Below are 26,456 nucleotides of genomic sequence, written 5' to 3'. Positions count from 1 at the left end.
GCCGTATCGGCAATGGGTGTGCCGCGGCCTGTCTTCCGGTATGTGATTTGTAAAAAAGGGCTCAGGCGGCCTGGGCGCTTTCTTCGGCCGGGAGGGCCGCGTCGGGTGCGCCGGTTTGCTGGATCTGGTGCGGGTGGGCGTTGGTGTCCAGTGGCAGCGGGTGGCCGGCCAGGGCGGCATCGAGCTGGTGTTTGTCCAGCTCGCCTTCCCAGCGGGCAACCACCACCGAGGCGGTGGCGTTGCCCACCAGGTTGGTCAGTGCCCGGCATTCGGACATGAAACGATCCACCCCAAGGATGAGGGCCATGCCCGCGACGGGCACGGACGGTACGACAGACAGCGTGGCGGCCAGGGTGATGAAGCCCGCGCCGGTCACCCCGGCCGCGCCCTTCGAGCTGAGCATCGCCACCATCAGCAGCAGTATCTGGTCACCCAGGCTCAGCGGGATGTCGCAGGCCTGGGCGATGAAGAGCGCCGCCATGGTCATGTAGATGTTGGTGCCATCCAGGTTGAACGAGTAGCCCGTGGGGATCACCAGGCCGACCACCGACTTCGAGCAGCCCGCGCGTTCCATCTTTTGCATGAGGGTGGGCAGAGCGGCTTCGGATGAACTGGTGCCCAGCACCAGCAGCAGCTCTTCACGGATGTAGCGCACCAGCTTCAGGATCGAGAAGCCGTTGTAGCGCGCGACGGCGCCCAGCACGACGACCACGAACAGCACCGCCGTGATGTAGAAAGTGCCCACCAGCATGGCCAGGTTGAGCACGGACTCGATGCCGTACTTGCCGATGGTGAAGGCCATGGCGCCGAAGGCGCCCACCGGGGCGGCCTTCATGAGGATTTCAACGACCTTGAAGACCGGGCTGGCCAGGGCCGTCAGCAGGTCGATCACCGGGCGGGCGCGCTCGCCGATCATGGCCAGGGCGATGCCAAAGAGCACGGCAACGAACAGCACCTGCAGAATGTCGCCGCTGACGAAGGGGCTGAACATGGTGGCCGGAATGATGTTCATCAGAAAGCCGCTGATGGTGGAATCGTGCGCCTTGGAAACGTACGTCGCGACGGCGCCGTGATCCAGCGAGGCCGGGTCGATGTGCATGCCCGCGCCCGGCTGGATCAGGTGGCTGACCGCCATGCCGATGATGAGCGCCAGGGTTGAGAAGGTGAGGAAATACAGCATGGCCTTGCCCGTGACCCGGCCCACCTTCTTCAGGTCGCTCATGGCGGCGATGCCGGTGGTGACGGTGAGAAAGATCACCGGCGCGATGATCATCTTCACCAGCTTGATGAAGCCGTCGCCCAGCGGCTTCATGGATTCGCCCAGCGAGGGCGCCAGGTGGCCCAGGAGTATCCCCACCGCAATGGCGAAGATCACCTGGACATACAGAATCTGGTAGAAGCGCTGCTTGCGGGCAGGCTGCGGCGTGGTGGGAATCTCGATCATGGTCTGCGTCTCCGGGGTGGCGGGATGCGCGCTCGGTGTCGCGTCGGATCCTGCCTTGTGTTGGAAGCGGGTGCGCCGTATGTGCGGCAGCCCCTGCCTGGTCTTAAGCAAGCCGCGTGCCAGTTTTCGGATTATTTGCCTGTGTTATGTAAATATTTGATAAATAATGGTTTTTGGAAATATGACACAAAACTGGCCCAGGCCTGAACGGAAAAATGTGCGGATTTTCGCCCATGGAAAAGGTAGAATGTCCGAAATTTCGCCCAAACACGCATGTCTGATCCGCCGCCTTCTTCGGTGCCTGGGGCTTACGCCGCTGGGCACGCGCGCTCATCGCCGCGCCACCCGCTCTGGCTGGGGGGCGTCGTGCTGTGCGTGGCGGCCCTGGTGCTGGCGACTGTCTGGTGGGTGGGCGACTGGGCGCGCGTGCGGGCCCTGCACGAACAGCAGGCCCAGACCCAGGCCGTGGCACAGCTCAGCCTCACCGCGCTGGGCCACAAACTGGACAAGTTTCGGGCAATCCCACAAATCCTCGCGCAGGACACCGCACTGGTCGCCACGCTGCTGCACCCATCAGAATCAGGCGAAGCGCGCTTGAGCACACGTTTCGAGCGCCTCGCCGCCGAGCTGGGGGCCTCGGCCTTGTACCTGATGCGGCTTGATGGCCGCACGGTGGCCGCCAGCAACTGGCGGCAGACCGATTCCTTCGTTGGCTACGACTACCACTTTCGGCCCTATTACCGTGATGCCATGGCTTCGGGCGTTGCAGCGCACTTCGCCCTGGGCGTGGTAAGCCACGAACCCGGTCTGTACCTCGCCCGGCGTGTCGATGGGCCGTCGGGCCCGCTGGGTGTGATCGTGCTCAAGATCGGTTTCCACGATCTCGAAGCCGTGTGGGGCCGCAGCGGCATGCCGCAGTTCGTCACCGATGCACAAGGGGTCGTGCTGCTGGGCTATCCCGTCGGCTGGCACTACGAAGTGGTGCGGCCGCTGGCGGCCCAGGCGGCGGCGCGCGTGCGTGAAAGCCTGCAGTTTGGCGCGGCGCCGCTGCGCCAGCTGCCGTTCGCGCCCGCGCTGGACGATGCCGCCGGTCACGCCGCCACCCTGGTGCGCCTGCGGCGCGCCGCCCCCGACTTCGCGGTGGATCAGCGCTTCGTGCACGTCGAGCTGCCGGTCGGGCAGACGGCGTCCTGGCGCCTGCACGTGCTGCGCCCGGTCTCGGCGGCCCTGCGGCAGGCCGCCCTGGCCGCCCAGGCGTTGACGCTGCTGGGCCTGATGTCCGTGGCGCTGGCTGGGTGGGCGGGGCTGCGTCGGCGACGGCGCGCGGCGCGCCTGCGCCGCGCCACCGAGGCGCTCGAAGCGCAGGTGCGTGTACGCACCGCCGAGCTGTCGCAAGCCAACGAGCGCCTGCAAGCCGAGATGACCGAGCGCCGCCAGGCCGAATCGCGCCTGCACGAGATGCGCGACGAACTGGCGCAGGCCAATCGCCTGTCGTTGCTGGGGCAGGTGGCCGCTGGTGTGGCGCATGAAATCAATCAGCCCGTGGGTGCCATCCGCACCTACGCCGACAATACCGCCGAGTTTCTGCGCCGGGGCCAGCTCGAGCGGGTGCGCGACAACCTGACGGCCATTGCCCGCCTCACCGAGCGCATCGGCGGTATCACGCAGGAATTGCGGGCCTTTTCCCGCAAGCGCGCCGCGCGCATCGAAGCGGTCAGCCTGGACGCCGCCCTGGCCGGCGCCTTGATGCTGATCCGTCCACGCCTCGAACGCCTGGGGGTGGCCTTGCTGGACGAGCGCCGCGCGCCCTCGCCTTGGGTGCGGGCGGACGCCTTGCGGCTGGAGCAGGTCTTCGTCAACCTGCTGCACAATGCGCTGGAAGCCCTGGAGGGCTGCGCCGCGCCGTGCATCCGGCTGTCCGTGCAGGTGCGGGACGACCGCCTTGCCGTGCGCATCGCCGACAATGGCCGCGGCATCGATGCGCAGGCGCGCGCCCAGCTGTTCACGCCGTTCTACACGACGCGGGCCCAGGGAGTCGGCCTGGGGCTGGTCATTTCCCGTGACCTGGTGGCCGAGTTCGGCGGGCGCCTCGAGCTGCTCGACGCCGATGTCGGGGCTTTGTTTGAAGTGCAGCTGATGCGTGCGGAGGGGCAGGGGTGAGTCTGGTGGATGTCGTTTTCGTGGATGACGATGCGGACGTGCGCGACGCCAACGAGCAGGCGCTCGATCTGCAGGGGGTCGTCGTGCGCGCCTGCGCGGGCGCCAGTGAGGCGCTGAGCCACCTGACGCCGGACTTCCCCGGGGTGCTCGTCACCGATGTGCGCATGGCCGAGATGGACGGGCTCACCCTGTTTCGCCACGTGCGGCGGCTCGACCCGGACATCCCGGTCATCCTCATCACCGGCCATGGCGACATCGAGATGGCCGTGGGCGCCATGCGCGAGGGGGCGTATGACTTCCTCTCCAAGCCCTACGCGCCCGAACGCCTGCTGGCCGCCATCCGCCACGGCGTGGCCCAGCGCCGCCTGGTGCTCGAGAACCGCCGCTTGCGGGCGCAGGCTGGGCCGCCGGACGCCGCCGCCCTGCTCATGGGCAATGCCCCCGCCATGGTGCGCATCCGCGAACTGCTGCGTCAGGTGGCCGATGCCGACGTGGACGTGCTCGTGCACGGCGAGACGGGCAGCGGCAAGGAAGTGGTGGCTCAGGTGCTGCATCAGCTCAGCCATCGCCGCACGGGCGCCTTCGTCGCCATCAACTGTGGGGCCCTGCCCGAGAGCGTGATCGAAAGCGAGCTGTTCGGTCACGAGCCGGGAGCCTTCACCGGCGCGCAGAAGCGCCGCGTGGGGCGCATCGAGCACGCGCACGGTGGCACCCTGTTTCTGGACGAGATCGAAAGCATGTCGCCCGCCATGCAGGTGCGCCTGCTGCGCGTGCTCGAAACCCGGCAGGTCAGCCCCTTGGGGACGAACGAGCACCGCGCCGTCGATATCCGGGTGGTGGCCGCCACCAAGGCCGACCTGGGCGCCGCCGGGATGCGGGCCCGTTTTCGCCCCGACCTGTACTATCGGCTGAATGTGGTCACGGTCGAGCTGCCGCCCTTGCGCGAGCGGCGCGAAGATATCCCGTTACTGTTCGCGCATTTCGCGGCGCGTTCGGCGCAGCGCTTCAATTGCGCGGTGCCCGCCGTCGATCCCGCCTTTTGGCGCCACCTGATGCGGCACGACTGGCCCGGCAACGTGCGCGAGCTGGCTCATGTGGCCGACCGCTACGTGCTGGGTGTCCAGGCGCCGGCCGCGGACGTCCACGCCGACGGCGAGCCGGGCAGCCTGCCCGAGCGCATCGACCGCTACGAGGCCGAGCTGATCCGTGCTGCACTGGTCGACCACGGCGGCGAGGTGAAGGGTACGCTGGCCGCCCTGGGCTTGCCGCGCAAGACGTTCTACGACAAGTTGCGGCGCCATGGCATCGACAGAAAACTGTACCTGCGGCCCGGCGCGGCGGACGATGACGCCCCTGCGGAGGGCGATGGCTGATGCGGCGGGCCCGCCTGGCGGGCCTTCGGGTGCATCCCGTGGCGGCGCATGCCGACGTGGTGCACGATCTTGTTCAATGTTCGACAATAAGCAGATATGGATAACTCATTGATAACGGTCAGGGTCGCCGACCGACAGGTGGCGGCGCAAGACATCGTGGTGCTCGAGCTGGCTGCGGCGCAGGGTGGGGCCTTGCCCGCGTTTGCGCCGGGCGCGCACATCGACCTGCATCTGCCCGGCGGGCTGATCCGGCAGTATTCCCTGGCGGGCGATTGCGCACGCACCGACCGCTACCGCATCGCCATCCTGCGCGAACCGCAGTCGCGCGGCGGCTCGGTCGCCGCGCACGAGCGGATACAACGGGACGACCTGCTGCAGATCAGCCCGCCGCGCAACCGTTTTCCGCTGGTGCCTGCGCCGGGCAGCCTGCTGTTGGCCGGAGGCATCGGGGTTACGCCGCTGCTGTGCATGGCCCTGAAGCTGCAGGCGGATGGTGCGGCCTTTCATTTGCACTACAGCTGTCGCACGCGGGCGCGGGCGGCGTTTCTCGATGCCCTGGCGGCGCCCGCGCTGGCGGCGCACGTCGGCCTGCACTTTGATGACGAACCGGACACGCAGCTCGACCTGGCCGCCGAACTGGCCGTCGCCCAGCCCGGTACGCAGCTCTACGTCTGTGGCCCCTTGGGCTATATCGACTACGTACTGGGGCAGGCGCGCGCGGCGGGCATGCCCGAATCGGCCATCCATATCGAACGCTTTGCGCTGGATGATGCCGAGCGCCCCGTGCCCACCGAGCAGGACGTGGCCTTTCAGGTGCAGCTGGCCAGCACGGGCGAAATCTTCGACATCCCGGCGGATGAGTCGATCACCTCAGCGCTCGACCGCCAGGGGGTGTTCATTCCGGTGTCCTGCGAAGAAGGCATTTGCGGCACCTGCCTGACCGGGGTGGTCGAGGGCATCCCGGATCACCGCGATACCTATCTTACCGATGAAGAGCATGCGGCCAACGACCAGTTCACGCCCTGCTGCTCGCGGGCGCGCACGCCCAAGCTGGTGCTCGACCTGTAGGCTGCTGACCGAGGCCCGAGGCGCCGCTGGGCGGCGTGTGGATCGCAGGTGCCCGTGTCGAGCCCTTCAGCGGGCGGCGGGTGCGGCTCGCGGGTGCCTGCTCAAGCGGCCTTCTTGCGCAGCATCCAGTGGCACACGCCGCCCAGCACCAGCCCCCAGAAGGCGCTGCCGATGCCCAACAGGCTCATGCCCGAGGCGGTTGCCAGAAAGGTGACCAGGGCCGCGTCGCGATGCTCGGGCGCCTGGAGCGAGTCGTGGATGCTGGTGCTGAGCGTGCCCAACAGCGCCAGCCCGGCGATGGCGGCCACCAGCTCGTGCGGAAAGGCCGCGAACAGCGCGATGACGGTGGCGCCGAAGATGCCGGTGAGCAGGTAGAACACGCCCGCCCAGACCGAAGCCTTGTAGCGCTCGCGCGTGTCGGGGTCGGCGTCAGGGCTCATGCAGATGGCCGCCGTGATGGCGGCGAGGTTGTAGGCAAAACCGCCGAAGGGCGCCAGCAGGATGCCGGTGAGACCCGTCCAGGAAATCACCGGCGAGGCGGGCACCTGGTGGTAGCCGTTGGCGCGCAGGACGGCCAGCCCGGGGATGTTTTGCGACGTCATGGTGACGATGAACAGCGGAATCGCCACACCGATGAACGCCGACAGAGAAAAGGCCGGCGCCATCCAGACCGGGTGGGCGGGTGTCCAGTCGAGCCCGCGCAGCGACAGCGAGCCTTGCAGCGCTGCGCCGACCATCCCGGCAAAGAGCGCCAACGGCACGCTGTAGCGCGGCAGCAGGCGCCGGGCCAGCAGAAAGACGACGAACATGACCAGCACCAGCCCGGCCTGCGTGCGCATGGAGGTGAACAGATCCATGCCGAAGCGCAGCAGGATGCCCGCGAGCATCGCGGAGGCCAGGTGGCGCGGCACCCAGTCCATCAGTTTCTGAAACCAGCCGGTGATGCCGCAGAGGGTGATGAGCACGGAGCTGGCCATGAACACGCCGATGGACTGCGCCAGCCCGATGTCGCCCAGGCTGGTGGCGAGCAGCGCCGCGCCGGGCGTGGACCAGGCCGTGAGCACCGGGGCGCGCCAGGCGAGCGACAGGCCGATGCAGGTGATGCCCATGCCGATGCCCAGGGCCCAGAGCCAAGAGGCCAGTTGGGCATCCTGGGCGCCGGCTGCCGTGGCGGCCTGGAAGACGATGGCAACCGAGCTGGTGTAGCCCACCAGAACGGCGATGAAGCCCGAGGCCAGGTGCGAGAGACGAAACCAGCTGGCCAGCCGGGCACCCAGTGCCGGTGCGCTCATGGGGCCGCCCGGGTGATGCTGTGGGCCCAGACGAACGCGTCCTGTATCAGCGGGGCCAGTTGCTCGGCGTTGACGCCCAGGGCCTGCAGCAGGGGAGCCAGGTCTTCTTGCGGATCGGAGTCCGAGGGGAAAATCAGGGTGGCCAGGCGTAGATCGGGCCCGAGCAGGCCTTCACGCCGCAGCAGCGCGTCGCGCACCGGCACATCGACCTGCACCTGCGAGAGCAGGTCGTTCATGGAGTTGTGAAAGAGCTGATCCATGATGGAGAGCATGCCGGTGGTGAAGGCGATCTCGGCGCGGACGGTTTGCTCGGGGTGGCGCAGGGTGGAGAGTGCTTCCATGAAGTGCGCGCGGGCGCTGGCCTGGATGAGCGTGGGCGACAGGTAGCCCGCCGGGCGCCCGGACTCGGTGTACATCAGCACTTGAATCCAGCGCTGCAGCTGCCGTCGGCCCAGCAGCATGATGGCCTGGCTGAGGGATTCGACCGGTTGGCTCAGGCCGTAGGCGGGCGTGTTGACCATGTCCAGCAGGGTCTTGACGAGTTCGGGGTCGCGTTGCAGGCAGGCCTGGATTTCAGGCGCTTCGCCTTCGCCCATGATGAGGGTGATGAGGCGCAGCAGCGTCTTCTGGCGCGGGGTGAGCGCGGCCGCGGCCACGAGTGTCCTGGGCCAGCCACCCTGGAACAGGCTGAAGCCCAGCAGCAGGAAGTGGTCGAGCGTGGTCTGGTCGGGGGTGTGCACGGCCATGAGCAGGCGGCCCGCCTGTTTGTGCTGGCCGCTTTGGCGGAAGATGTCGGCCTTGGTGCTGAGCCGGGGGTCGAAGCGCACGACTTTGCAAAAAGGTACGAAGGCCTGGTGCTGCGCCTGGGCGGCGAGGTCGCCGCGGATGGAAAACTTGAGCCCGGCGTGCGCCAGGTGCTGCAATGACGCGATGATTTCGGGGGTGCTTTGCAATGTTTCGGGGAATTCGACGTAGCAGCGGTTGCGTGGCAGGCTGAGGGCGAAGGTGTTCTTGATCAGCGCCTCGGTGCCTTCCACCCAGTGGGGGGCATAGGCGAGAAAGTTGCTGGGCCCGTGGGTGCGGGCGGCCTCGATGAGCGCGGCGCCGGGGTCTGCCTCGCCCGGCTGCGCCCAGAGCACCTTCAGAATGTAGCCGCTGAGCCCCCGGTTCTGGTCCAGCACGGGTTCGCGCCGGATGAGGTAGGGAGGCAGGGCTGCCGATGGTTCGTCTTGCGTCTGTGCTTCAGCCACGGGGGTAGCGTCGTCCATGCTTCGTGCTCCTCGGTCGAATTTGTGTACTTGATTTCTGTACTTGCCCATCAAGCTGTGAGTCATTATAAGTAACTTGTTGCACGCGGATACCGGCCATCCTTGCCAGGATGGCGTCTTGGTTTGACAGACCGCAAAACCCTGCCTATAATCTCGTTCTTTCTTCAGGCGGTTAGCTCAGTTGGTTAGAGCGCTACGTTGACATCGTAGAGGTCGCTGGTTCGAATCCAGTACTGCCTACCAGGTTTTTTGCTTGTCGTTTTTGTGGCCTTTGCGGCTGCAACAATTTTTCAGTATGCCAAGTCAGCCGCGCAGCCATCGGGTTTCGCGGCTTTTCGTTTGGGCCGTGGCGCGTGCGCCTCGCGGCCTGTGCGCAGGCGCCCAAATGGGCGCGCGTAAATTGCTTGTTACTGATCGGATTGCTAAACTGCGGAGATACCCCTCCTGCATGGCAATTTAGACATTTACCGACGCGGCGCAGGCCGCGTTTTGTATTTTCAGGACACACATTCATGGTTCGCATCACCTTACCCGACGGCTCGCAGCGCGAGTTCGATCATCCCGTCACTGTGCACGATGTCGCGCATTCCATCGGGACGAGCCTGGGCAAGGCGGCGCTGGCGGGCCGGGTGGCGGTGGACGGCCAGGCCGCGCGGCTGGTGGACACCAGCCACGTCATCAGCCAGGATGCGGCGCTCAGCATCATCACCGACAAAGACGCCGATGGGCTCGATCTCATCCGCCACTCGACGGCGCACTTGCTGGCCTATGCCGTGAAAAGCCTGTTTCCCGAGGCCCAGGTCACGATCGGCCCAGTGATCGACAACGGCTTCTACTACGATTTCTCGTTCAAGCGCCCCTTCACGCCCGAAGACCTGCAAGCCATCGAAAAGAAAATGGCCGAACTGGCCCGGCTGGATGAGACGGTGGTGCGCGAAGAATGGGATCGCGACGAGGCGGTCAAGTTCTTCAAGGGTATCGGTGAAGACTACAAGGCGGAAATCATCGCCTCCATCCCCAGCAACGAAAAAATCAGCCTGTATCGCGAAGGCGGCTTCATCGACCTGTGCCGCGGGCCGCACGTGCCATCCACTGGGCGGCTGAAAGTCTTCAAGCTGATGAAAGTGGCGGGCGCCTACTGGCGCGGCGACAGCAACAACGAGATGTTGCAGCGCATCTACGGCACCGCCTGGGCGCGTCAGGCCGACCAGGACGCCTACCTGCACATGCTCGAACAGGCCGAATTGCGCGATCACCGCCGCATCGGCCGCGAGCTCGATCTCTTTCACTTCCAGGACGAAGCCCCGGGCCTCATTTTCTGGCACCCCAAGGGCTGGACGGTCTGGCAGCAGGTCGAACAGTACATGCGCCAGGTCTACCAGGACAACGGCTACCAAGAAGTCAAGGCGCCGCAGATTCTCGATCTGTCGCTCTGGAAAAAGACCGGCCACTGGGACAACTATCAAGAAAACATGTTCACGACCGAGTCCGAGAACCGCGTCTACGGCCTCAAGCCCATGAACTGTCCCGGCCACGTGCAAATTTTCAAGGCGGGCCTGCACTCCTACCGCGAGCTGCCACTACGCTATGGCGAATTCGGCCAGTGCCACCGCAACGAGCCCTCCGGCTCGCTGCACGGCATGATGCGCGTGCGTGGTTTCACGCAAGACGACGGCCACATCTTCTGCACCGAAGACCAGCTGCAGGCTGAATGCGCGGCGTTCACGCGCCTGCTGCAGCAGGTGTACGCCGATTTCGGCTTCACCGAAATCCTCTACAAAGTGGCCACGCGCCCCGACAAGCGCATCGGCGCCGACGAGGTCTGGGACAAGGCCGAAAAAGCGCTCATGGACAGTCTCGATCTGTCGCACTGCCAATACGAAGTCTCGGCGGGCGAGGGCGCCTTTTACGGCCCCAAGATCGAATACACGCTCAAAGACGCCATTGGCCGCCACTGGCAGTGCGGCACCATCCAGGTCGATTTTTCCATGCCCGCGCGCCTGGGCGCCGAATACGTCGATGCCCAGGATCAGCGCCGCACGCCGGTCATGCTGCACCGGGCCATCCTCGGTTCGCTCGAACGCTTCATCGGCATGCTCATCGAAAACCACGCGGGTGCGTTGCCCGCGTGGCTGGCCCCGCACCATGCCGTGGTGTGCTGCATTTCCGACAGTTCTGCCGAATATGCCGATCAAGTCGCCAAATCTCTTGTGAAACAAGGGTTTAGGGTCTTCTCGGATTTGCGTGGCGAAAAAATCACCCGTAAAATTCGCGAACATAGCCTGCAGAAAATTCCGTATATTCTGGTAGTGGGCGACAAAGAACGCGAATCCGGCACCGTCGCGGTTCGCGGTCGCGGCAAGCTCGACCTGGGCACTCTGTCCGTCGCCGATTTCGCCGCCCGCCTGCAGCACGAAATCACCACCCGTTATCAGGGGGGCGAGGCCGCCTAGGCCCGCCGTCCCGCTTTCTTCAACTTACCGGAGTCCTAGACATCGCAACCGAAAAGAAACACCGCATCAACGGTGAAATCCGTATCCATGAAGTCCGCCTGCTGGGCGTCGATGGCGAGCAGCTCGGCATCATGCGCACCGCTGAGGCCCTGGCCCTGGCCGAGCAGCACGACGTCGATCTGGTCGAAATCTCGCCCACGGCCACGCCGCCCGTCTGCCGCCTCATGGATTACGGCAAATTCAAGTACCAGGAACAAAAGCGTCAGGCCGAAGCCCGCGCCAAGCAGAAGGTCATCCAGGTCAAGGAAGTCAAGTTCCGGCCCGGCACCGACGAGGGCGACTACCAGGTCAAGCTGCGCAATTTGCGGCGTTTCATCGAGGATGGCGACAAGGCCAAGGTCACGCTGCGCTTCCGTGGCCGCGAGATGGCCCACCAGGAACTCGGCATGCGCGTGCTCGAACGGGTGCGCGACGACTTGGGCGAACTCATCCAGGTCGAAGCCATGCCCAAGCTCGAAGGCCGTCAGATGGTGATGGTGCTGGCGCCACGCCGCAAGACGGGCAAGCAAGGCGATGCTGCCTGAGCGCAGTTCCTGATCGATTGCCCGGCGGGGTGGGTCGATCGTCATCGAAGAGGTTTTTCATGCACGTGCTGTTCGTCATCGACCCGCTTCCCGGCCTGAAGGCCTGGAAGGATTCTTCCGTGGCCATCATGCGCAGTCTCGATGCCCGGGGTCATCGGTTCAGCTTCGCGCTGATGCAAGACCTCTACATCGACGGTGGGCGCGTGCGCGCGGCGGCCACGGGCATGGGCCTGCGCGCCGGGGCCGATGCGCACGGCCACGACTGGTGGACGCAGGACGACGCGCCGATCGAGCGCGACCTGGCCGAGTTCGACGCCGTGCTGATGCGCAAAGACCCGCCCTTCGACATGGAATACGTCTACGCGACGCACCTGTTCGACTACGCCGTGGCGCAGGGCGCGCGGGTCTTCAATGCCGGGTCGGCCATCCGCAATCACCCCGAGAAGCTGGCCATCACGGAATTTGCCGCGTATACGGCGCCCACGTTGGTCAGCCGCGACATGGCCCGGCTGCGGGCCTTTCACGCCCAGCAGGGCGACGTCATCGTCAAGCCGCTCGACGGCATGGGGGGCAGCGGCATTTTCCGCCTGCGGCCCGAAGAACCCAACCTGGGCTCCATCCTCGAGACGCTCACCGAGCTGGGTACGCGCACCATCATGGCGCAGCGCTACATCCCGGAAATCGTGCAGGGCGACAAGCGCATCCTCATCATCGGCGGCGAGCCCGTGCCCTACGCGCTGGCGCGCGTGCCGCTGCATGGCGAAACCCGCGGCAATCTGGCCGCGGGCGGGCGTGGCGAGGCGCGCCCGCTGTCGGCGCGCGACCGCGAACTTGCCCAGGCCGTGGGGGCCCGTCTGGCCGGGCGGGGTCTGCTGCTCATCGGCCTGGACGTGATCGGCGATTTCATCACCGAGATCAACGTCACCAGCCCCACCTGCTTTGTCGAGATCACCGAACAGACGGGTTTCGACGTGGCCGGGCGCTTCGTCGAGGCGCTCGAACAGGCTGTCCAGGTCGCGGCATGAGCACGACGCGGCTGGCGCTGGTCATGCACGAACCGCTGGGGGCGGCGTTTCAAGAATGCGCCCGGCACGTGCTGGGCCGCACGCCCGATCTGCAGGTTTTCGACGTGGTGCCCGACGCCTCGCCTGCGGGCGAAACCGAGCGCATCCTCAACTGGGTGCGCCAGGGGCATCCCGACGAACCTATCCTCATGTTGTGCGATCTGTACGGCGCCACGCCGTTCAATATTGCGGCCCAGGCTTTGCGCCAGGGGCTGGAAGAAGGCTACGTCATCCACCTGCTGACGGGCACCAACGCCTGCATGGTGCTCAAGGCCTTGACAGACCAGCAGGAAAACCCCGACTCTCTCAGTGAACGCGTGCGACAGGGGGCGCTGCGCGGGATCGTCAATGCCGACCCCCCTCCCGATTGTTAGTCCAGGAGCCTTGCCCATGCCGTCGATCGATCTGGTGATTTCCAACAAGCTGGGCCTGCATGCGCGCGCGGCGGCAAAGCTCACCCAGCTGGCCGGTCGTTTCAAAAGCGATGTCTTCATCTCGCGCGGCGCGCAGCGCGTCAACGCGAAAAGCATCATGGGCGTCATGATGTTGGCGGCGGGCCTGGGGGTCACGGTCAAGATCGATGCCCAGGGGGAAGACGAACACCAGGCGCTGTCCGACATCCGCACACTGTTCGAGGGCAAATTCGGAGAGGCCGAGTAAAAATGCGCATTTCCTCGTCTGGCGGGGCCGACGCATGAGCGCCCCCGAAGCATTGCCCATGGGGCTGGCCTCCACCCTGTGCCTGTACGGCCAGGGGGTCGTGCGCGGCTACGCTATCGGGCGCGCTGTCGTCATGAGCGCGGCCTCGCTAGAAGTAGCACACTACCGCATTGCCGCCGAAGACATCGAAACAGAAAAGCAGCGCCTGCGCCGGGCCATGGATGACGCCGTCCACGAGCTGCGCCAGATGGGCGAGACCTTGCCCGGCGACGCCCCGCGCGAGCTGGGCGTCCTGCTCTCCGTGCACGCGATGCTGTTGCAAGACCCCATGTTGGTGCAGGCCGTCTGCCAGCTCATCGAAGAGCGCCAGTACAACGCCGAATGGGCGCTCACCTCGCAGGGGCAGGCGCTGGCCGAACAGTTCGCCCTGATGGAGGACGCCTACCTGCGCGAGCGCAGCGCCGACGTGCGCCAGGTCATCGAGCGCGTCTTGCGCGTACTCTCGGGGTCGGCTTCCTGGCTGCCCAACCTCGACGAAGTCGAGATCGACGGCAGCCTCATTGTCGTGGCGCGCGACATCTCGCCCGCCGACATGATGCGCCTGCGCGGCGGCAAGTTCGGCGCCTTCCTCACCGATCTGGGCGGGCCCACCTCGCATACCGCCATTGTGGCGCGCAGCATGAACGTGCCCGCCGTCGTGGGCATGGGACTCGTGCGTACCCTGGTGCGCGATGGTGACCTGCTGATCGTCGATGGCCTCAATGGCCTGGTGGTGGTCAATCCGTCGCCCGCCATCCTGCGCGAATACCAAGAGCGCCAGGCCGCCTTCCTGCGCGAGCGCGACGAACTCAAGGCCCTGCGCTTTGCGTCGGCGGTCACGCTCGACGGCATCCAGGTGCGCATGGAGGCCAACATCGAACTGCCCGACGAAGCCGCCGACGCGCTGGCCGCCGGGGCCGAGGGCATCGGGCTTTTTCGCAGCGAATTTCTGTTCATGGGGCGCGCCGAGCTGCCCACCGAAGACGAACAATACGAGGCCTATGCCGCGGTCGTGCGCACCATGGGCGGGCGTCCGGTGACGATCCGCACGCTCGACATCGGCGCCGACAAGACGCTCGATGGCGAAGCCACCGTGGCCACCAATCCGGCGCTGGGCCTGCGCGCCATCCGTTACTGCCTGGCCAATCCCGAACTCTTCAACACGCAGCTGCGCGCCTTGCTGCGGGCCGCCGCCCACGGGCCGATCCGCGTGCTGATTCCCATGGTGTCGCACATGCACGAGGTGGTCGCCACGCGCCGCGCGCTGGCCCGCGCCGCCGAAGAACTGAAAGGCGCCGGCATCGCCTACAGTGACCAGATCCAGGTCGGCGCGATGGTCGAGATCCCCGCCATGGCGATTGCCATCGAGCCTTTCGCCGACACGCTCGACTTCCTGTCGATCGGCACCAATGACCTCATCCAATATGTGCTGGCCATCGACCGCGGCGACAAAGACGTGGCGGCGCTCTACGACCCCATGCACCCGGCGGTGTTGCGGCTCATCGCGCACACCATCAACGTCGGCGAGCGGGTTGGCAAGCCAGTGTCCATCTGCGGTGAAATGGCGGGCGACGTGCGCGTCACCCGCATGCTGTTGGGCCTGGGCCTGACGGGCTTTTCCATGCATCCGCAGCAGTTGCTCGACGTCAAGAAAGAAATTCGCAAGGCGCATTCCAATGCGCTGCGGGTCAAGGTGGCGTCGGCCCTGAACCGGGCCGAGCGCATCGACTTGGCCGCCTTGTCGGCCTGACGCCCGTTCCCGTGCGTATTGGGGCCGCGCATCGCCCCGTCGGCTTGATATGCGTCAAGTTGGCGGCCGATTGCTCCATGTTGTAAAGTCCGCGTCTTCTTCATGGTCAATTACACTGCCATGACCTGGTTGCCCCGCTGCTCCTGACTGACAGCTGTCCGATTCGAGGCCCCGATGACTTCTTCGCCTGATGCCCGGCCCACGCGACTTGGCATTGCCTGGCCGCGCATGCTCAAACACAAGGTGCTGTACACCTTTGCCGTCGCGGCCGTGCTGGCGGTGGCCAACGTGGGCGTCGTCCGCCTGTTGCTGCAAGAATCCGATGGTATCGCCGCCACGGTCAATGTGGCCGGCAAGATGCGGATGCTGAGCCAGCGTATCGCGCTGGAGGTACTGGCGGGCTCGCTGACCGACACCTCGGCGCAGGCGGTGCTGCGCAGCCAGCAAGCCACCTTCGAGCAGGCGTATCACGCCCTGCACGACGGCGGCATGGCCTTCGGCATGGCCGTGCGCGCGCTGGGCGAGGGGCACCGCGAGCTGCTGGCCCAGGTCGGGCGCGACTGGCAGGTGTATCGCGCTGTGGTCGAGCAGTATGTGCAGCAGCAGGACGCGCGCATGCCCGCGGGCCACGCGGCGCGCGGTGACCCGGCCCAGGTGCTGTCCGCCGGCGATGCGCTGCTGGCGGATACCGAGGCCTTGCTGGACAATCTGGTGCTGCATGCGCGCGACGTGCAGCAGGGCGCGCTGTACGGCGCCTACGTCCTTTTCGTGCTTGATCTGCTGCTCTTGCTGCTGGCCTATGGCCTGGTGTCTCTGCAGGTGCTGCGGCCCATTCGCGGCTTGATGCGCCAGTGCCGCGAACTGGCGGCGGGCAACTATGCGGCCCGCTCCGGCGCCCGCCGGCCCGACGAACTGGGGCAGCTGGCGGAGGCCCTGAATGAATCCGCCGCGCACATCGTCCGCCTGCTGCGCGACGTCGAGGCCGAGCGCGGCCTGCTCAAGCAGGCCAAGGCCATGTTCGACGGCCTGGCGGACAACACCGTGGCGGGCATCTACATGCTGGACGCCCGGATGAACCTCATCTACGCCAACGAGCAACTGGCGAAGATGATGGCCTACGAGCGCGACGAGCTGACCAGCGGCTTCAACTTGGCGCGTTTTTTCAGCCCGGCCACCTACGAGTCGGTCGTCAGCCAGGTGCAGGCGCGCTTCTCGGGGCGTATCCGCAGCAGCCGCTACGAATGCACGGCGTTGCGCGCGGACGGCAGCCCCATCGAGATCGAGGTGTTCGGCTCGGCCATGTCGCTCAACGGCCAGGCGACCATCATCGGCATCATGCTCGACATTTCCGAGCGCAAGCGCGCCGAGGCCTCGGCACGGCGGGCAGCCCTGGTCTATGCACACACCAGCGAAGCCATGGTGGTCACCGACGCCGACGGCTTCATCCAGGACATCAACCCGGCGTTCACCGTGGTCACGGGCTATGGCGCCGCCGAGGTCGTGGGCAAGCGCATGAATCTGCTGAGTTCGGGGCGGCAGGATCGCGCCTTCTACGGGCGCATGTGGCGCAGCCTGACGGAGACCGGCCGCTGGAGCGGCGACGTGGTCAACCGGCGCCGCTCGGGCGAAGAATACACCGAGCGCCTCACCATCAATACCTCGTACAACGAGGACGGCAGCGTCAACTGCCGCATCGGCCTGTTCTCGGACGTCACCGAGAAGCGCCGCCGCGAGGCCTCCATCTGGCATCAGGCGCATTACGATCACCTGACCGAATTGCCCAACCGCCAGATGTTCCATGATCATTTGCAGCGCAGCATCCAGTCTTCCCGCGAAACGGGGCTGCTCTTTGCCCTGGTGTTCGTCGATCTCGATCTGTTCAAGTCGGTCAATGATACCTACGGACACGATGAGGGCGACGAACTGCTGCGCCTGGTGGCGCGCCGCCTGAGCGGCTGCGTGCGCGGCAGCGACCTGGTGGCGCGGCTCGGGGGTGACGAGTTCACCCTGACGGTGCATGGCCTCAAGCATGCGCAAGACATTCAGACAGTGTGCCGGAAGGTGTTGCGCGCGGTGGAAGCGCCATTTGTGCTCAAACACAATACTGTCCAGATTTCGGCCAGCGTCGGGGTCACGTTTTCTCCGCGCGACGGGCAGCGGCCCGACGAGCTGCTCAGAAACGCCGACCTGGCGATGTACGCGTCGAAGGATATGGGCCGCAATCAGTATTGCGTCTATTCCCCCGACTTGCGGGAGCGCGCCGAGCTGCGGCGCGAGCAGCTGCAGGCCGAACGGATCACGGACGGTGGTGTCGCGGTCGGCGCGCCGGAAGACGCGCCGACCGTCGTGCCCGCCGCTCAGACCGAGTAGGCGCTTTCGCCCAGGTCGGCCTGATCCAGCCCCTGGCTTTCCTGCTCGGGCGTGGCACGCAGGCCGAGCAGGTGATCCGCCGTCCAGGCGGCGATCAAGGCAGCCAGGGCCGCCCACAGCAGGCTGACGATGACGGCCTCGAACTGCACCCAGACCTGATGGATCAGCGGCCCCACCCCCGCGGGGCCGGGCCCGCCCAGGCTGCCGGAGAAGAAGACGCCCGTCAGCAGGGCGCCGGCGGCGCCGCCGATGCCATGGATGCCGAAGACATCAAAGGCGTCGTCCACCCCCAGGCGGCGCTTGAGGCCGTTGACCCCGTAGACGGCGGCCCAGGCCGTCAGGGCGCCGATCAGGCAGGCCGCGCCGGGGGCCACCAGGCCTGCCGCCGGCGTGATGCCGACCAGTCCGGCAATGCCGCCCGAGATGGCGCCCAGCAGCGAGGCCCGACCCTTGAACATGCGTTCCGCCAAGGCCCAGGCCAGTACGCCGCTGACCGCGGCCAGCAGGGTATTGGCCAGCGCCAGCACGGCCTGTTCGTTGGCGGCCAGGGCCGAGCCGCCGTTGAAGCCGAACCAGCCCACCCACAGCAGCGCCGCGCCCGTCAGGTTGAGCGGCAGGCTGTGGGGGGCCATGGCCTGGCGCCCGAAGCCTTTGCGTGCACCCAGGTAGCGTGCCGCGACCAGCCCGGCCACCCCGGAGCTGATGTGCACCACCGTGCCGCCGGCGAAGTCCAGCGCGCCGAGCGCGTGCAGCCAGCCGTCGGGCCCCCAGACCATGTGGGCGATGGGCAGGTAGCCCAACGTGAACCACAGGGCGGTGAAGCACAGGACGGCGCCAAAGCGCGCCCGTTCGGCGATGCTGCCGGTGATGAGCGCGCAAGTGATGGCGGCGAAGGTGGCCTGGAACAGGGCGAAGAGCAGTTCGGGGATGCTGTCCAGCAGCGCCAGGGAGGGCTTGTCCGCCGGGGTGTACAGCCCGGACAGCCCCAGTCGCGTCCAGCCGCCGAGCGCGCCGGAACCGGGGGTGAAGACCAATGAATAGCCGTACAGGAACCAGAGCAGGGTGGCCAGGGCGCTGGCCCCGAGCACCTGGCTCATGACCGAGAGCGTGTGGTGTCGGCGGGCCAGGCCGCCGTAGAACAGGGCGAGCCCTGGCAGGCACATGAGCCATACCAGCAGGGTGGAAACCATCACCCAGAGAACGTCGGTTTTATCCATGCTGTCCATCTCCTTGTGTGCGTTCAGAGGGCGGCGGCGCCGGTTTCACCAGTGCGGATGCGGATGACTTCGTCCAGCGGCGTGACGAACACCTTGCCGTCGCCGATCTTGCCGGTGCGCCCCGCCTGACACAGGCATTCGAGGGTCAGCTCGACCTGTTCGTCCGCCACGGCGACCTGAACCTGCAGCTTGGGCAGAAAATCCACCTGGTATTCGGCGCCTCGGTACAGCTCGGTGTGTCCCTTCTGGCGCCCGAAGCCGCGTACTTCGCACACGGTCATCCCCTGGATGCCGGACTCCAGCAGGGCCGTGTGGACTTCGTCCAGCTTGAATGGCTTGATGATGGCGGTGATGAGCTTCATGGTCGCTCCTGGCTGTTGATCTCGATGGGCTTTCATGCAAAAGCCGTGCCAGGTGTGATCACCCACCGACCGTGGACGAGGGGCGCCAGGGGCCCCATCGGGTGGGGACAGTGCCGGGTAGGTGAGGACGAGAGGCGCGTATGCACCGGCCTGGTGCATGACGGCGGGCGGGCACGCCCCATGGTGGGGAGCCCTACAGGCTGCAGGGGATTGTGTCCAGTTGTTGTCGCCGGTGCCGCCTGGCGTGTGCGCGCCCGGCGGCGCTTTCTCCTGGGGCATCGTGACGGCGCGGCGGGCGGGGGTGTCGCGCGGTGGTGAAATGAGTCCTTACAGCTGAGGGTTTACCCTTGGGCCCGCGGCGCTAGAATTGTAACCAGCGCTCGGTTTGATCGGTGTCAAGAATTCAGGTGGCATCGGACGCGAGGCGGGCCAGGTGATGACATGCTGGCCTTGAACAATGATCCGCCAGGTATCGAGGGCGGCATAAATTTTATAGGGAAGATCATGAATATGACGCGCAAGACGCTGACTTTGGCCGTCGCGGCCGCATCGCTGAGCCTGCTGGCTGCTTGCTCCAAGTCGGATGCACCCAAGGCTCCCGAGAGCGCACCCGCTCCGGCCACCTCGCCGGCGCCGGCTCAGCCGGCCGCGCCCACAACGCCCGAACAGCAATCGACGCCGCCGCAAGACAGTGCGCCCGCCGGTGAGCAGTCCTCCCTGGGCGACAAGGTGAAGGAATCCGCCAGCGAAGCCAAGGACAAGGCCGCTGAAGTCGGTCACGCCGTGGCCGACAAAGCTGGCGAACTGGCCGCCAAGGCGGGCGACGCGGCCAATAGCGCCCGCGAATCCGTCAAGGAAGGCGCGGCCAAGGCCGACGCCGCCATTCAAGGCGCCGTGGGCAACGGCAGCAGCAAGTAAGCCTGCCGCCCGCCAGGCCCGCGCCGCATCGCCGCCAGGCGGTTTCCGCGCGGGCCCGCGAGTACACCGCACCCCGCCGACTGGACTCCGATCCGGCCGACGGGGTGTTTTTCATGGTGCGGCCTGAAAGACCCGGCGGCCCCGGTTCGTCGATCCGACCCCCATGGCTTGAGCGCGATTCCTGCCGACGCACTGCCTGGGCCGGGGCGGGATCGTTTTGTCCTGGTGGTGCGCCGGGGCGGGGCCGGCCTGCGTATAGTGTTCTCGAAGTGATATTCCTGGAACCAAGCGCAGAAGGAGGCGTCCATGTCGCTGGCGGTGCTGGCAAGCCGTGCCTTGTTCGGGCTGCAGGCCCGGCCCGTTCAGGTGGAGGTACACGTCGGAAATGGCCTGCCTGCTTTTTCTTTGGTCGGCCTCCCGGGCGCGGGCGTGCGCGAAAGCCGCGAGCGGGTGCGCTCGGCCATTTTGAATTGTGGTTTCGAGTTTCCGGCGGGGCGCATCACGGCCAATCTGGCGCCCGCCGACCTGCCCAAGGAGTCGGGCCGCTTCGACCTGCCGATCGCCCTGGGTGTGCTGCTCGCTTCTGGGCAGGTCGTGGACGCGCAGGGGCAGGGGCCCGACCTGCGCCACTACGTTCTGGCGGGGGAGCTGTCCCTCACGGGCGTGCTGGTGCCGACCGACGCGGCCCTGGCCATCGCGCTGGCCGTCGCGCGCGACGATCCGCACGCCACGCTGATTCTGGCGCCGCAAGCGGCGGGGGTCGCCGCCTGTGTGCCAGACTTGCGTGTGCTGGCCGCTGTCAGCCTGGATGCCGTGGTTGCCCACTTCGCGGGGCGCGAGCCGCTGCCGCAGGCGCAGGCCTCGGTGCCTGATGAGCCCGGCGGCATCACGGGCTGCCTGGCCGACGTCCGGGGGCAGGCCACGGCCCGCCGCGCCCTGGAACTGGCCGCTGCCGGCGGCCACAGTCTGCTGATGGCCGGGCCGCCGGGGGTGGGCAAGAGCATGCTGGCGCAGCGTCTGCCCGGCCTGCTGCCGCCCCTGACGCGGCTGCAGGCGCTGGAAGTGGCGGCGGTGCGCGGCCTGCTGCAGCCCGTTACGGCCTTGCCGGTCGAACCACCTTTCCGGGCGCCTCACCACGGGGCATCGATGCCCGCGCTGGTGGGCGGCGGGGCGCTGCCCCGGCCCGGCGAAATCAGCTTGGCGCACCACGGCGTGCTGTTCCTGGATGAGCTGCCCGAGTTCGAACGCCGCGCGCTGGAGGCCTTGCGCGAGCCGCTGGAAACCGGGCAGGTGACCGTGTCCCGGGCAGCGGGCAGCTGCCGCTTTCCCGCACGTTTCCAGCTGGTGGCGGCGATGAATCCCTGTCCCTGTGGCTGGCTGGGGCATCCGCGCCAGGTCTGCCGCTGTTCGCAGGAACGCATCGTGCGCTACCGGGCCCAGGTGTCGGGGCCCTTGCTGGATCGCATCGACTTGCACGTCGCGCTGGGGGTCGAGCAGGCCTGGCACCAGGCTGCGCCCGGCGAGCCATCAGCCAGGGTGCGCGAGCGGGTGCTGGCGGCGCGAGCGCGGCAGCTGGCTCGTCAGGGCTGCGTCAACGCGCGCCTGGAGGCAGCCGACCTGGCCCGGTACGCTCCGCTCGACGCCCAAGGCGAGGCCTTGCTGGCCCGCACCGTGGACGCTCTGGGCCTGTCGGCCCGGGCGACTCAGCGCATCGTGCGGGTGGCTCGCACCCTGGCCGACGTGCAGGGGGCCGATGCGCTGACTGCGGCCCACCTGGCCGAGGCGATTCAGTTCCGACCCCAGCCCGGCCCCCGTTCGCTGGCGCTTGCTTCCTGAGATCCACAGCGGCTGCGCGCAGCGCGGCCATCGGCAGACCGCCGGGCCACGGGCCGGTTAAACTACGATTTTCGTCCAGGAGGCTGCGATGATCGCCCCCAACCAGTGGTTTGATGATTTTCAGAAGAACATGTCCGATCTGCTGTCCAAGACGCCCGCCGCCGACATCGAGCGCAACGTCAAGGCCTTGATGGCGCAAACCTTCGCGCGCATGGATCTCATCACGCGCGAAGAGTTCGACGTGCAGACCGACCTGCTTGCCCGCGCGCTGGAACGCGTCGAGGCACTCGAGGCCCGTGTGCAGGCACTTGAACAGCAACTCGACAAAACCGAGTAAATCGCCCTATAATCAAGGGCTTTTCTCAAAGCCTATTTTGAGAACAAGGCTTGGCCATGCTGGTTGCGCATGGCCGGGTTCATTCATTTGCAAATATCAGGTCAAACAAGTGCCCGATGTGTCTGGCCACCTGGGTTTGCCAAGCCAACAGAGTATCGTCATGCCCAAAATGAAGAGCAAAAAAGGCGCCTCCAAGCGCTTTAAGGTGCGCGGCAGTGGTTCCATCAAGCGCGGCCAGGCTTTCAAGCGTCACATCCTGACCAAGAAGACCACGAAAAACAAGCGCCAGCTGCGTGGTTCGGCTGCTGTCCATGAAACGAACGTCGCTTCCGTGAAGGCGATGTTGCCTTTCGCCTGATCGGAGATTCCTCATGCCTCGCGTCAAACGCGGCGTCACTGCTCGTGCACGCCATAAAAAAGTCCTCAAAGCCGCCAAGGGTTACCGTGGCCGTCGTGGCAACGTATTCCGGGTTGCCAAGCAAGCGGTCATGCGCGCTGGCCAGTATGCCTACCGCGATCGCCGCAACAAGAAGCGCACCTTCCGCGCGCTCTGGATCACCCGCATCAATGCGGGCTGCCGCGAACTCGGCGTCACCTACAGCGTGTTCATCGCCGGCCTGAAGAAAGCCTCGATCGAACTCGACCGCAAGGTGCTGGCCGACATGGCCGTGCGCGACAAGGCCGGCTTCGCTGCCATCGTGGCCCAGGCAAAGTCTGCACTGGCTGCCTAAACGACACAGTTTCGTTTTCGATTCTGTCTCATCGCAAACGGAGCTCTTTTGGGCTCCGTTTGCGTTTTGGAAGAAACTATGGATACGACGCTCGACGAGCTGATCAATCAGGCGCGGGGCCGCTTTGCCCAGGCACAGGACGCCGCCACGCTGGAAAACGAAAAGGCCGCCTTTCTTGGCAAGCAGGGCTCGCTGACCGCCTTGCTCAAGGGCCTGGCCAGTTTGCAAGGCGAAGAAAAACGCAGCCGCGGTGCGCAGATCAATCAGGCCAAGCAGCAGATCGAGGCGCTGCTCAACGCGCGTCGTGCCGATATGGCGCAGGCTGCGCTCGAGCGCCGTCTGGCGGCCGAGACCATCGACGTCACGCTGCCGGGGCGGGGCCGAGGTACGGGGGGTATTCACCCCGTCATCCGCACCTGGCAGCGCGTCGAGCAGATTTTCCGTTCGATCGGTTTCGATGTCGCCGATGGGCCCGAGATCGAAAACGATTGGACCAATTTCACGTCGCTGAACAACCCCGAGAACCACCCCGCGCGCTCGATGCAGGACACTTTCTACGTCGATATGCAGGATGCCGGGGGCCTGCCGCTGGTGCTGCGCACGCACACCAGTCCCATGCAGGTGCGCTATGCCCGCATGAACACCCCGCCCATCAAGGTGATCGCGCCGGGGCGCACCTACCGCGTCGATAGCGACGCCACGCACTCGCCGATGTTCCATCAGGTCGAAGGCCTGTGGATCGCCGAGAACATTTCGTTTGCCGACCTCAAGGGCGTATACACGAATTTCCTGCGCGCCTTCTTCGAGACCGAAGACCTCACCCTGCGCTTCCGGCCGTCGTTCTTCCCCTTCACCGAGCCCTCGGCGGAAATCGACATGATGTTCACCTCGGGGCCCAACCAGGGGCGCTGGCTGGAAATCTCCGGTTCGGGCCAGGTGCACCCGCAGGTGGTGCGCAATTTCGGCCTCGATCCCGAACGCTACATGGGCTTTGCCTTTGGCTCCGGCCTCGAACGCCTCACCATGCTGCGTTACGGCGTCAACGATCTGCGCCAGTTCTTCGAAGGCGATCTGCGCTTCCTGCGCCAGTTCAACGTCTAGTACGGAATCCAATCATGCAATTTCCTGAATCGTGGCTGCGCGCCTGGGCCAATCCCGAGATCGACAGCCAAACGCTGGCGCATCGCCTCACCATGGCGGGCCTCGAGGTCGAAGAGGCCGCGCCCTATGCGCCGCCCTTCGCGGGCGTGGTGGTCGCGCGCATCGTGTCGGTGGCCGATCACCCCAATGCCGACAAGCTGCACGTCTGCCAGGTGGATGACGGCTCGGGCACGCCGCTGCAGATCGTCTGCGGCGCGCCCAACGCCGCCGCGGGCCTGGTGGTGCCGCTCGCGCGCATCGGCGCAGAACTGCCGGGCGGCATGAAGATCGGCCCGGTGAAGATGCGCGGGGTCGAATCCTTCGGCATGCTGTGCTCGGCGCGCGAACTGGGGCTGTCGCAAGACCACGCCGGTCTGCTCGAACTCTCCGCGCAGCTCGTGCCAGGCACCGACATCCGCGCTGCCTTGCAGCTGGACGACACCATCTTCACCATCAAGCTCACGCCCAACCGCGCCGATTGCCTGTCGATTCAGGGGGTTGCGCGCGAGGTCGCAGCGCTGACCGGTTGCGTCCTGCAAACGCCGCCCGTCCCCGAGATCGACGTCACGCTGCAAGACCGCCTGCCGGTGAATGTGCAGGCCCCCGATCTGTGTGGTCGCTTTGCCGGGCGCATCGTGCGCGGCGTCAATGCGCGCGCCCAGACGCCCGACTGGATGAAGGCGCGCCTCGAGCGCGCGGGCCAGCGTTCGGTCTCGGCCCTGGTGGATATTTCCAACTACGTCATGCTCGAACTCGGGCGGCCCACCCACGTCTTCGACCTGCAGCGCATCCGGGGCGGCCTCACCGTGCGCTGGGCGCGCGAGGGCGAGCAGCTGCAACTGCTCAACGAGCAGACCGTCACGCTGACGCCCGATGTCGGTGTCATCGGGACGGGCGATACGCTTGAAAGCCTGGCGGGCATCATGGGGGGGTTGGCCTCGGCCGTCACGCTCGACACCACGGACGTCTTCCTGGAAGCGGCTTTCTGGTGGCCCGAGGCCATCATGGGCCGCCCGCGCCGCTACAAGCTCACCTCCGAGGCAGGCCACCGCTTCGAGCGTGGCGTCGATTTTTCCACAATTCCGGCCCATCTCGACATCATGACCCGGCTGATCCTGGACATCTGCGGCGGGCAGGCCGGCCCCGTGGACGACCAGATCATCCGCCTGCCGACGCGCGAGCCCGTGCGCATGCGCCTGTCGCGCTGCGCGCGTGTGCTCGGCATCCAGCTGTCCGCCGGGCAGGTGGCCACCGTGTTTGGCAGCCTGGGCTTCGATTTCCGCCAGGACGGCGACGATTTCTGGGTGACGCCGCCCGCGGCGCGCTTCGATCTGGGTATTGAAGAAGACCTCATCGAAGAAGTGGCGCGTATCTACGGCTTTGATCAGATCCCCGATCTGCCCCCCATGGCGCCCGCCCGCATGCGGGTGCAACCGGAAGTGCTGCGCGGGCCGCACGCCCTGCGGGCCGGCATGGCGGCGCTGGATTACCAGGAAGTCATCAATTTTTCCTTCGTGGAAGAGGCCTGGGAACAGAACTACTGCGGCAACGCGCAGCCCATCCGCCTGCTCAACCCGATCGCCAGCCAGCTGGCGGTGATGCGTTCCAGCCTGATCGGTGGCCTGCTGGCCAATATTGCCCACAACGCCCGGCACCGTCAGACGCGTGTGCGCGTCTTCGAACTGGGGCGCGTGTTCGCGCGCGACGCCTCGGTGGCCGATGGCGCCCTGGCGGTGGCCGGCGTGGCGCAGCCCACGCACCTGGCCGCCGCGGCCTGGGGGCCCGCCGTGCCCGAGCAGTGGGGCGAGGCCAGTCGTCCGGTCGACTTCTTCGACGTCAAGCGCGACCTGCAATCCCTGCTGGGCGCCCAGGCCGCGGGCCTGCGCTGCGAGGCGGCCAGCCACCCGGCCCTGCATCCGGGGCGCAGCGCCCGCCTGCTGCTCGATGGCCGGGCCATCGGCTGGATCGGCGAGGTGCACCCGCGCTGGGCGCAGGCGCTCGACTTGCCGCACGCGCCGGTCGTGTTCGAACTCGACACGGCGGCGATCGCCACGCAGCCCTTCCCGCAGCCCGTCGAACTGTCGCGCCAGCCTGTGGTGATCCGCGATCTGGCCGTCTGGGTCGATGCCGCCCTGCCGTGGCAGGCCGTGCTTGATACACTTGAGCACCAGATTGCGGCGGATGAAGCACTTGCCGTGGTCAAAGACATTAAACTGTTCGACATTTGGCGCGACTCCTCGTCGGCCGAACAGCGTAGCCTGGCGTTGCGCTTCTGGTTCCAGGGGCAGGATGCCACGCTCGATGATCGTCAGATTGAATACTGCATGCAGCGTCTCATCGATGCCCTGACGCGGGTGCATGGGGCGCGGTTGCGTACATAGGAGCATTTT

Annotated in this window: 22 protein-coding genes and 1 tRNA gene; 18 read left to right on the top strand and 5 right to left on the bottom strand. The window is 66.5% G+C overall.

Annotated elements, in window-relative coordinates; genetic code table 11:
- Positions 1 to 61 precede the first annotated feature (61 nt).
- A complete protein-coding gene (locus CCA01S_RS00945; protein ID WP_066452834.1) occupies positions 62 to 1,444 on the bottom strand; it encodes a dicarboxylate/amino acid:cation symporter in 1,383 nt (460 codons plus the stop codon).
- Between the two features lie 273 nt (positions 1,445 to 1,717).
- Between CCA01S_RS00945 and CCA01S_RS00940 the strand changes: the two genes are divergently transcribed.
- The 3 genes from CCA01S_RS00940 (at position 1,718) to CCA01S_RS00930 (ending at position 6,045) form a co-directional block, all read left to right on the top strand.
- The gene (locus tag CCA01S_RS00940) at positions 1,718 to 3,604 is read left to right on the top strand and encodes a sensor histidine kinase (protein ID WP_084386278.1); all 1,887 of its coding nucleotides are present in this window, start codon (positions 1,718 to 1,720) and stop codon (positions 3,602 to 3,604) included.
- A gap of 2 nt (positions 3,605 to 3,606) precedes the next feature.
- Positions 3,607 to 4,977 carry a sigma-54-dependent transcriptional regulator gene (locus CCA01S_RS00935; RefSeq protein ID WP_066452937.1) on the top strand — a complete coding sequence of 457 codons (1,371 nt, stop codon included), beginning with the start codon at positions 3,607 to 3,609 and terminating at the stop codon, positions 4,975 to 4,977.
- 96 nt (positions 4,978 to 5,073) lie between these two features.
- Positions 5,074 to 6,045, top strand: coding sequence for a PDR/VanB family oxidoreductase (locus CCA01S_RS00930; RefSeq protein WP_103035393.1), 972 nt, complete (start codon positions 5,074 to 5,076; stop codon positions 6,043 to 6,045).
- A 101-nt stretch (positions 6,046 to 6,146) separates the two neighbouring features.
- Here CCA01S_RS00930 and CCA01S_RS00925 read toward each other — a convergent pair whose 3' ends face one another.
- A complete protein-coding gene (locus CCA01S_RS00925) occupies positions 6,147 to 7,337 on the bottom strand; it encodes a benzoate/H(+) symporter BenE family transporter (protein WP_066452829.1) in 1,191 nt (396 codons plus the stop codon).
- Entirely contained in the window at positions 7,334 to 8,605 is a 1,272-nt protein-coding gene (locus tag CCA01S_RS00920; RefSeq protein WP_066452824.1) for an EAL and HDOD domain-containing protein, read from the bottom strand. The genes CCA01S_RS00925 and CCA01S_RS00920 overlap by 4 nt, the downstream gene beginning before the upstream one ends.
- A 166-nt stretch (positions 8,606 to 8,771) precedes the next feature.
- On the opposite strand from CCA01S_RS00920, the gene CCA01S_RS00915 reads away from it, so the two are divergent.
- From CCA01S_RS00915 to CCA01S_RS00880, 8 genes are all read left to right on the top strand, one after another.
- Positions 8,772 to 8,848, top strand: a tRNA-Val gene (locus CCA01S_RS00915).
- Positions 8,849 to 9,117: 269 nt separating this feature from the next.
- Positions 9,118 to 11,058 carry a threonine--tRNA ligase gene (thrS, locus tag CCA01S_RS00910; protein ID WP_066452822.1) on the top strand — a complete coding sequence of 647 codons (1,941 nt, stop codon included), beginning with the start codon at positions 9,118 to 9,120 and terminating at the stop codon, positions 11,056 to 11,058.
- 41 nt (positions 11,059 to 11,099) lie between these two features.
- The gene (gene infC / locus CCA01S_RS00905) at positions 11,100 to 11,642 is read left to right on the top strand and encodes a translation initiation factor IF-3 (RefSeq protein ID WP_084386276.1); all 543 of its coding nucleotides are present in this window, start codon (positions 11,100 to 11,102) and stop codon (positions 11,640 to 11,642) included.
- Between the two features lie 59 nt (positions 11,643 to 11,701).
- Entirely contained in the window at positions 11,702 to 12,667 is a 966-nt protein-coding gene (gene gshB, locus CCA01S_RS00900) for a glutathione synthase (RefSeq protein WP_066452815.1), read from the top strand.
- Positions 12,664 to 13,080, top strand: a complete 417-nt coding sequence (locus tag CCA01S_RS00895) for a PTS sugar transporter subunit IIA (RefSeq protein ID WP_066452813.1) — start codon at positions 12,664 to 12,666, stop codon at positions 13,078 to 13,080. The genes gshB and CCA01S_RS00895 overlap by 4 nt, the downstream gene beginning before the upstream one ends.
- Before the next feature lie 16 nt (positions 13,081 to 13,096).
- Entirely contained in the window at positions 13,097 to 13,366 is a 270-nt protein-coding gene (locus CCA01S_RS00890) for an HPr family phosphocarrier protein (protein WP_066452811.1), read from the top strand.
- 58 nt (positions 13,367 to 13,424) lie between these two features.
- On the top strand, positions 13,425 to 15,155 hold the full coding sequence (gene ptsP / locus CCA01S_RS00885) for a phosphoenolpyruvate--protein phosphotransferase (protein ID WP_232304929.1): 1,731 nt from the start codon (positions 13,425 to 13,427) through the stop codon (positions 15,153 to 15,155).
- A 174-nt stretch (positions 15,156 to 15,329) separates the two neighbouring features.
- Positions 15,330 to 17,525 (top strand): diguanylate cyclase domain-containing protein, encoded by a 2,196-nt coding sequence (locus tag CCA01S_RS00880; RefSeq protein WP_084386274.1) that lies wholly within the window; start codon positions 15,330 to 15,332, stop codon positions 17,523 to 17,525.
- On the opposite strand, the gene CCA01S_RS00875 is transcribed toward CCA01S_RS00880, so the two are convergent.
- Complete coding sequence (locus CCA01S_RS00875; protein WP_066452935.1) at positions 17,513 to 18,742, bottom strand: ammonium transporter; 1,230 nt, start codon at positions 18,740 to 18,742, stop codon at positions 17,513 to 17,515. The two genes, CCA01S_RS00880 and CCA01S_RS00875, sit on opposite strands and share 13 nt — an antisense overlap.
- 23 nt (positions 18,743 to 18,765) lie before the next feature.
- The gene (locus CCA01S_RS00870; RefSeq protein WP_066452807.1) at positions 18,766 to 19,104 is read right to left on the bottom strand and encodes a P-II family nitrogen regulator; all 339 of its coding nucleotides are present in this window, start codon (positions 19,102 to 19,104) and stop codon (positions 18,766 to 18,768) included.
- Positions 19,105 to 19,545: 441 nt separating this feature from the next.
- Here CCA01S_RS00870 and CCA01S_RS00865 point away from each other — a divergent pair, with 441 nt between their 5' ends.
- From CCA01S_RS00865 to pheT, 7 genes are all read left to right on the top strand, one after another.
- Positions 19,546 to 20,022: a hypothetical protein gene (locus CCA01S_RS00865; protein WP_146030600.1), complete on the top strand. Its 477-nt coding sequence runs from the start codon at positions 19,546 to 19,548 to the stop codon at positions 20,020 to 20,022.
- Between the two features lie 306 nt (positions 20,023 to 20,328).
- Positions 20,329 to 21,858 (top strand): YifB family Mg chelatase-like AAA ATPase, encoded by a 1,530-nt coding sequence (locus tag CCA01S_RS00860; protein WP_066452803.1) that lies wholly within the window; start codon positions 20,329 to 20,331, stop codon positions 21,856 to 21,858.
- A gap of 88 nt (positions 21,859 to 21,946) precedes the next feature.
- Entirely contained in the window at positions 21,947 to 22,195 is a 249-nt protein-coding gene (locus CCA01S_RS00855; protein ID WP_066452802.1) for an accessory factor UbiK family protein, read from the top strand.
- A gap of 160 nt (positions 22,196 to 22,355) precedes the next feature.
- Complete coding sequence (rpmI, locus tag CCA01S_RS00850) at positions 22,356 to 22,553, top strand: 50S ribosomal protein L35 (protein ID WP_043682165.1); 198 nt, start codon at positions 22,356 to 22,358, stop codon at positions 22,551 to 22,553.
- 13 nt (positions 22,554 to 22,566) lie between these two features.
- On the top strand, positions 22,567 to 22,926 hold the full coding sequence (gene rplT / locus CCA01S_RS00845) for a 50S ribosomal protein L20 (RefSeq protein WP_066452800.1): 360 nt from the start codon (positions 22,567 to 22,569) through the stop codon (positions 22,924 to 22,926).
- A gap of 78 nt (positions 22,927 to 23,004) precedes the next feature.
- Entirely contained in the window at positions 23,005 to 24,027 is a 1,023-nt protein-coding gene (gene pheS / locus CCA01S_RS00840) for a phenylalanine--tRNA ligase subunit alpha (RefSeq protein ID WP_066452798.1), read from the top strand.
- 14 nt (positions 24,028 to 24,041) lie between these two features.
- Positions 24,042 to 26,447: a phenylalanine--tRNA ligase subunit beta gene (pheT, locus tag CCA01S_RS00835; protein WP_066452796.1), complete on the top strand. Its 2,406-nt coding sequence runs from the start codon at positions 24,042 to 24,044 to the stop codon at positions 26,445 to 26,447.
- The last annotated feature ends 9 nt before the right edge of the window (positions 26,448 to 26,456 follow it).

It is taken from the genome of Castellaniella caeni NBRC 101664, assembly GCF_001592225.1.
GTDB classification, from domain to species: domain Bacteria; phylum Pseudomonadota; class Gammaproteobacteria; order Burkholderiales; family Burkholderiaceae_B; genus Castellaniella; species Castellaniella caeni.
The sequence above is the reverse complement of the archived record's forward strand: the minus strand, read 5'-3'. Positions and strand labels throughout refer to the sequence as shown.

Excerpts from the sequence above, each read along its gene's own strand:
- CCA01S_RS00870 (WP_066452807.1), bottom strand. The coding sequence starts at position 19,104 with ATGAAGCTCATCACCGCCATCATCAAGCCATTCAAGCTGGACGAAGTC.
- CCA01S_RS00920 (WP_066452824.1), bottom strand. The coding sequence starts at position 8,605 with ATGGACGACGCTACCCCCGTGGCTGAAGCACAGACGCAAGACGAACCA.
- CCA01S_RS00930 (WP_103035393.1), top strand. The coding sequence starts at position 5,074 with ATGGATAACTCATTGATAACGGTCAGGGTCGCCGACCGACAGGTGGCG.
- gshB (WP_066452815.1), top strand. The coding sequence starts at position 11,702 with ATGCACGTGCTGTTCGTCATCGACCCGCTTCCCGGCCTGAAGGCCTGG.
- pheS (WP_066452798.1), top strand. The coding sequence starts at position 23,005 with ATGGATACGACGCTCGACGAGCTGATCAATCAGGCGCGGGGCCGCTTT.
- CCA01S_RS00865 (WP_146030600.1), top strand. The coding sequence starts at position 19,546 with ATGCTGGCCTTGAACAATGATCCGCCAGGTATCGAGGGCGGCATAAAT.
- CCA01S_RS00855 (WP_066452802.1), top strand. The coding sequence starts at position 21,947 with ATGATCGCCCCCAACCAGTGGTTTGATGATTTTCAGAAGAACATGTCC.
- CCA01S_RS00940 (WP_084386278.1), top strand. The coding sequence starts at position 1,718 with ATGTCTGATCCGCCGCCTTCTTCGGTGCCTGGGGCTTACGCCGCTGGG.
- pheT (WP_066452796.1), top strand. The coding sequence starts at position 24,042 with ATGCAATTTCCTGAATCGTGGCTGCGCGCCTGGGCCAATCCCGAGATC.
- CCA01S_RS00945 (WP_066452834.1), bottom strand. The coding sequence starts at position 1,444 with ATGATCGAGATTCCCACCACGCCGCAGCCTGCCCGCAAGCAGCGCTTC.
- thrS (WP_066452822.1), top strand. The coding sequence starts at position 9,118 with ATGGTTCGCATCACCTTACCCGACGGCTCGCAGCGCGAGTTCGATCAT.
- rpmI (WP_043682165.1), top strand. The coding sequence starts at position 22,356 with ATGCCCAAAATGAAGAGCAAAAAAGGCGCCTCCAAGCGCTTTAAGGTG.
- ptsP (WP_232304929.1), top strand. The coding sequence starts at position 13,425 with ATGGGGCTGGCCTCCACCCTGTGCCTGTACGGCCAGGGGGTCGTGCGC.
- CCA01S_RS00925 (WP_066452829.1), bottom strand. The coding sequence starts at position 7,337 with ATGAGCGCACCGGCACTGGGTGCCCGGCTGGCCAGCTGGTTTCGTCTC.
- CCA01S_RS00875 (WP_066452935.1), bottom strand. The coding sequence starts at position 18,742 with ATGGATAAAACCGACGTTCTCTGGGTGATGGTTTCCACCCTGCTGGTA.
- CCA01S_RS00890 (WP_066452811.1), top strand. The coding sequence starts at position 13,097 with ATGCCGTCGATCGATCTGGTGATTTCCAACAAGCTGGGCCTGCATGCG.
- rplT (WP_066452800.1), top strand. The coding sequence starts at position 22,567 with ATGCCTCGCGTCAAACGCGGCGTCACTGCTCGTGCACGCCATAAAAAA.
- CCA01S_RS00895 (WP_066452813.1), top strand. The coding sequence starts at position 12,664 with ATGAGCACGACGCGGCTGGCGCTGGTCATGCACGAACCGCTGGGGGCG.
- CCA01S_RS00860 (WP_066452803.1), top strand. The coding sequence starts at position 20,329 with ATGTCGCTGGCGGTGCTGGCAAGCCGTGCCTTGTTCGGGCTGCAGGCC.
- CCA01S_RS00880 (WP_084386274.1), top strand. The coding sequence starts at position 15,330 with ATGACTTCTTCGCCTGATGCCCGGCCCACGCGACTTGGCATTGCCTGG.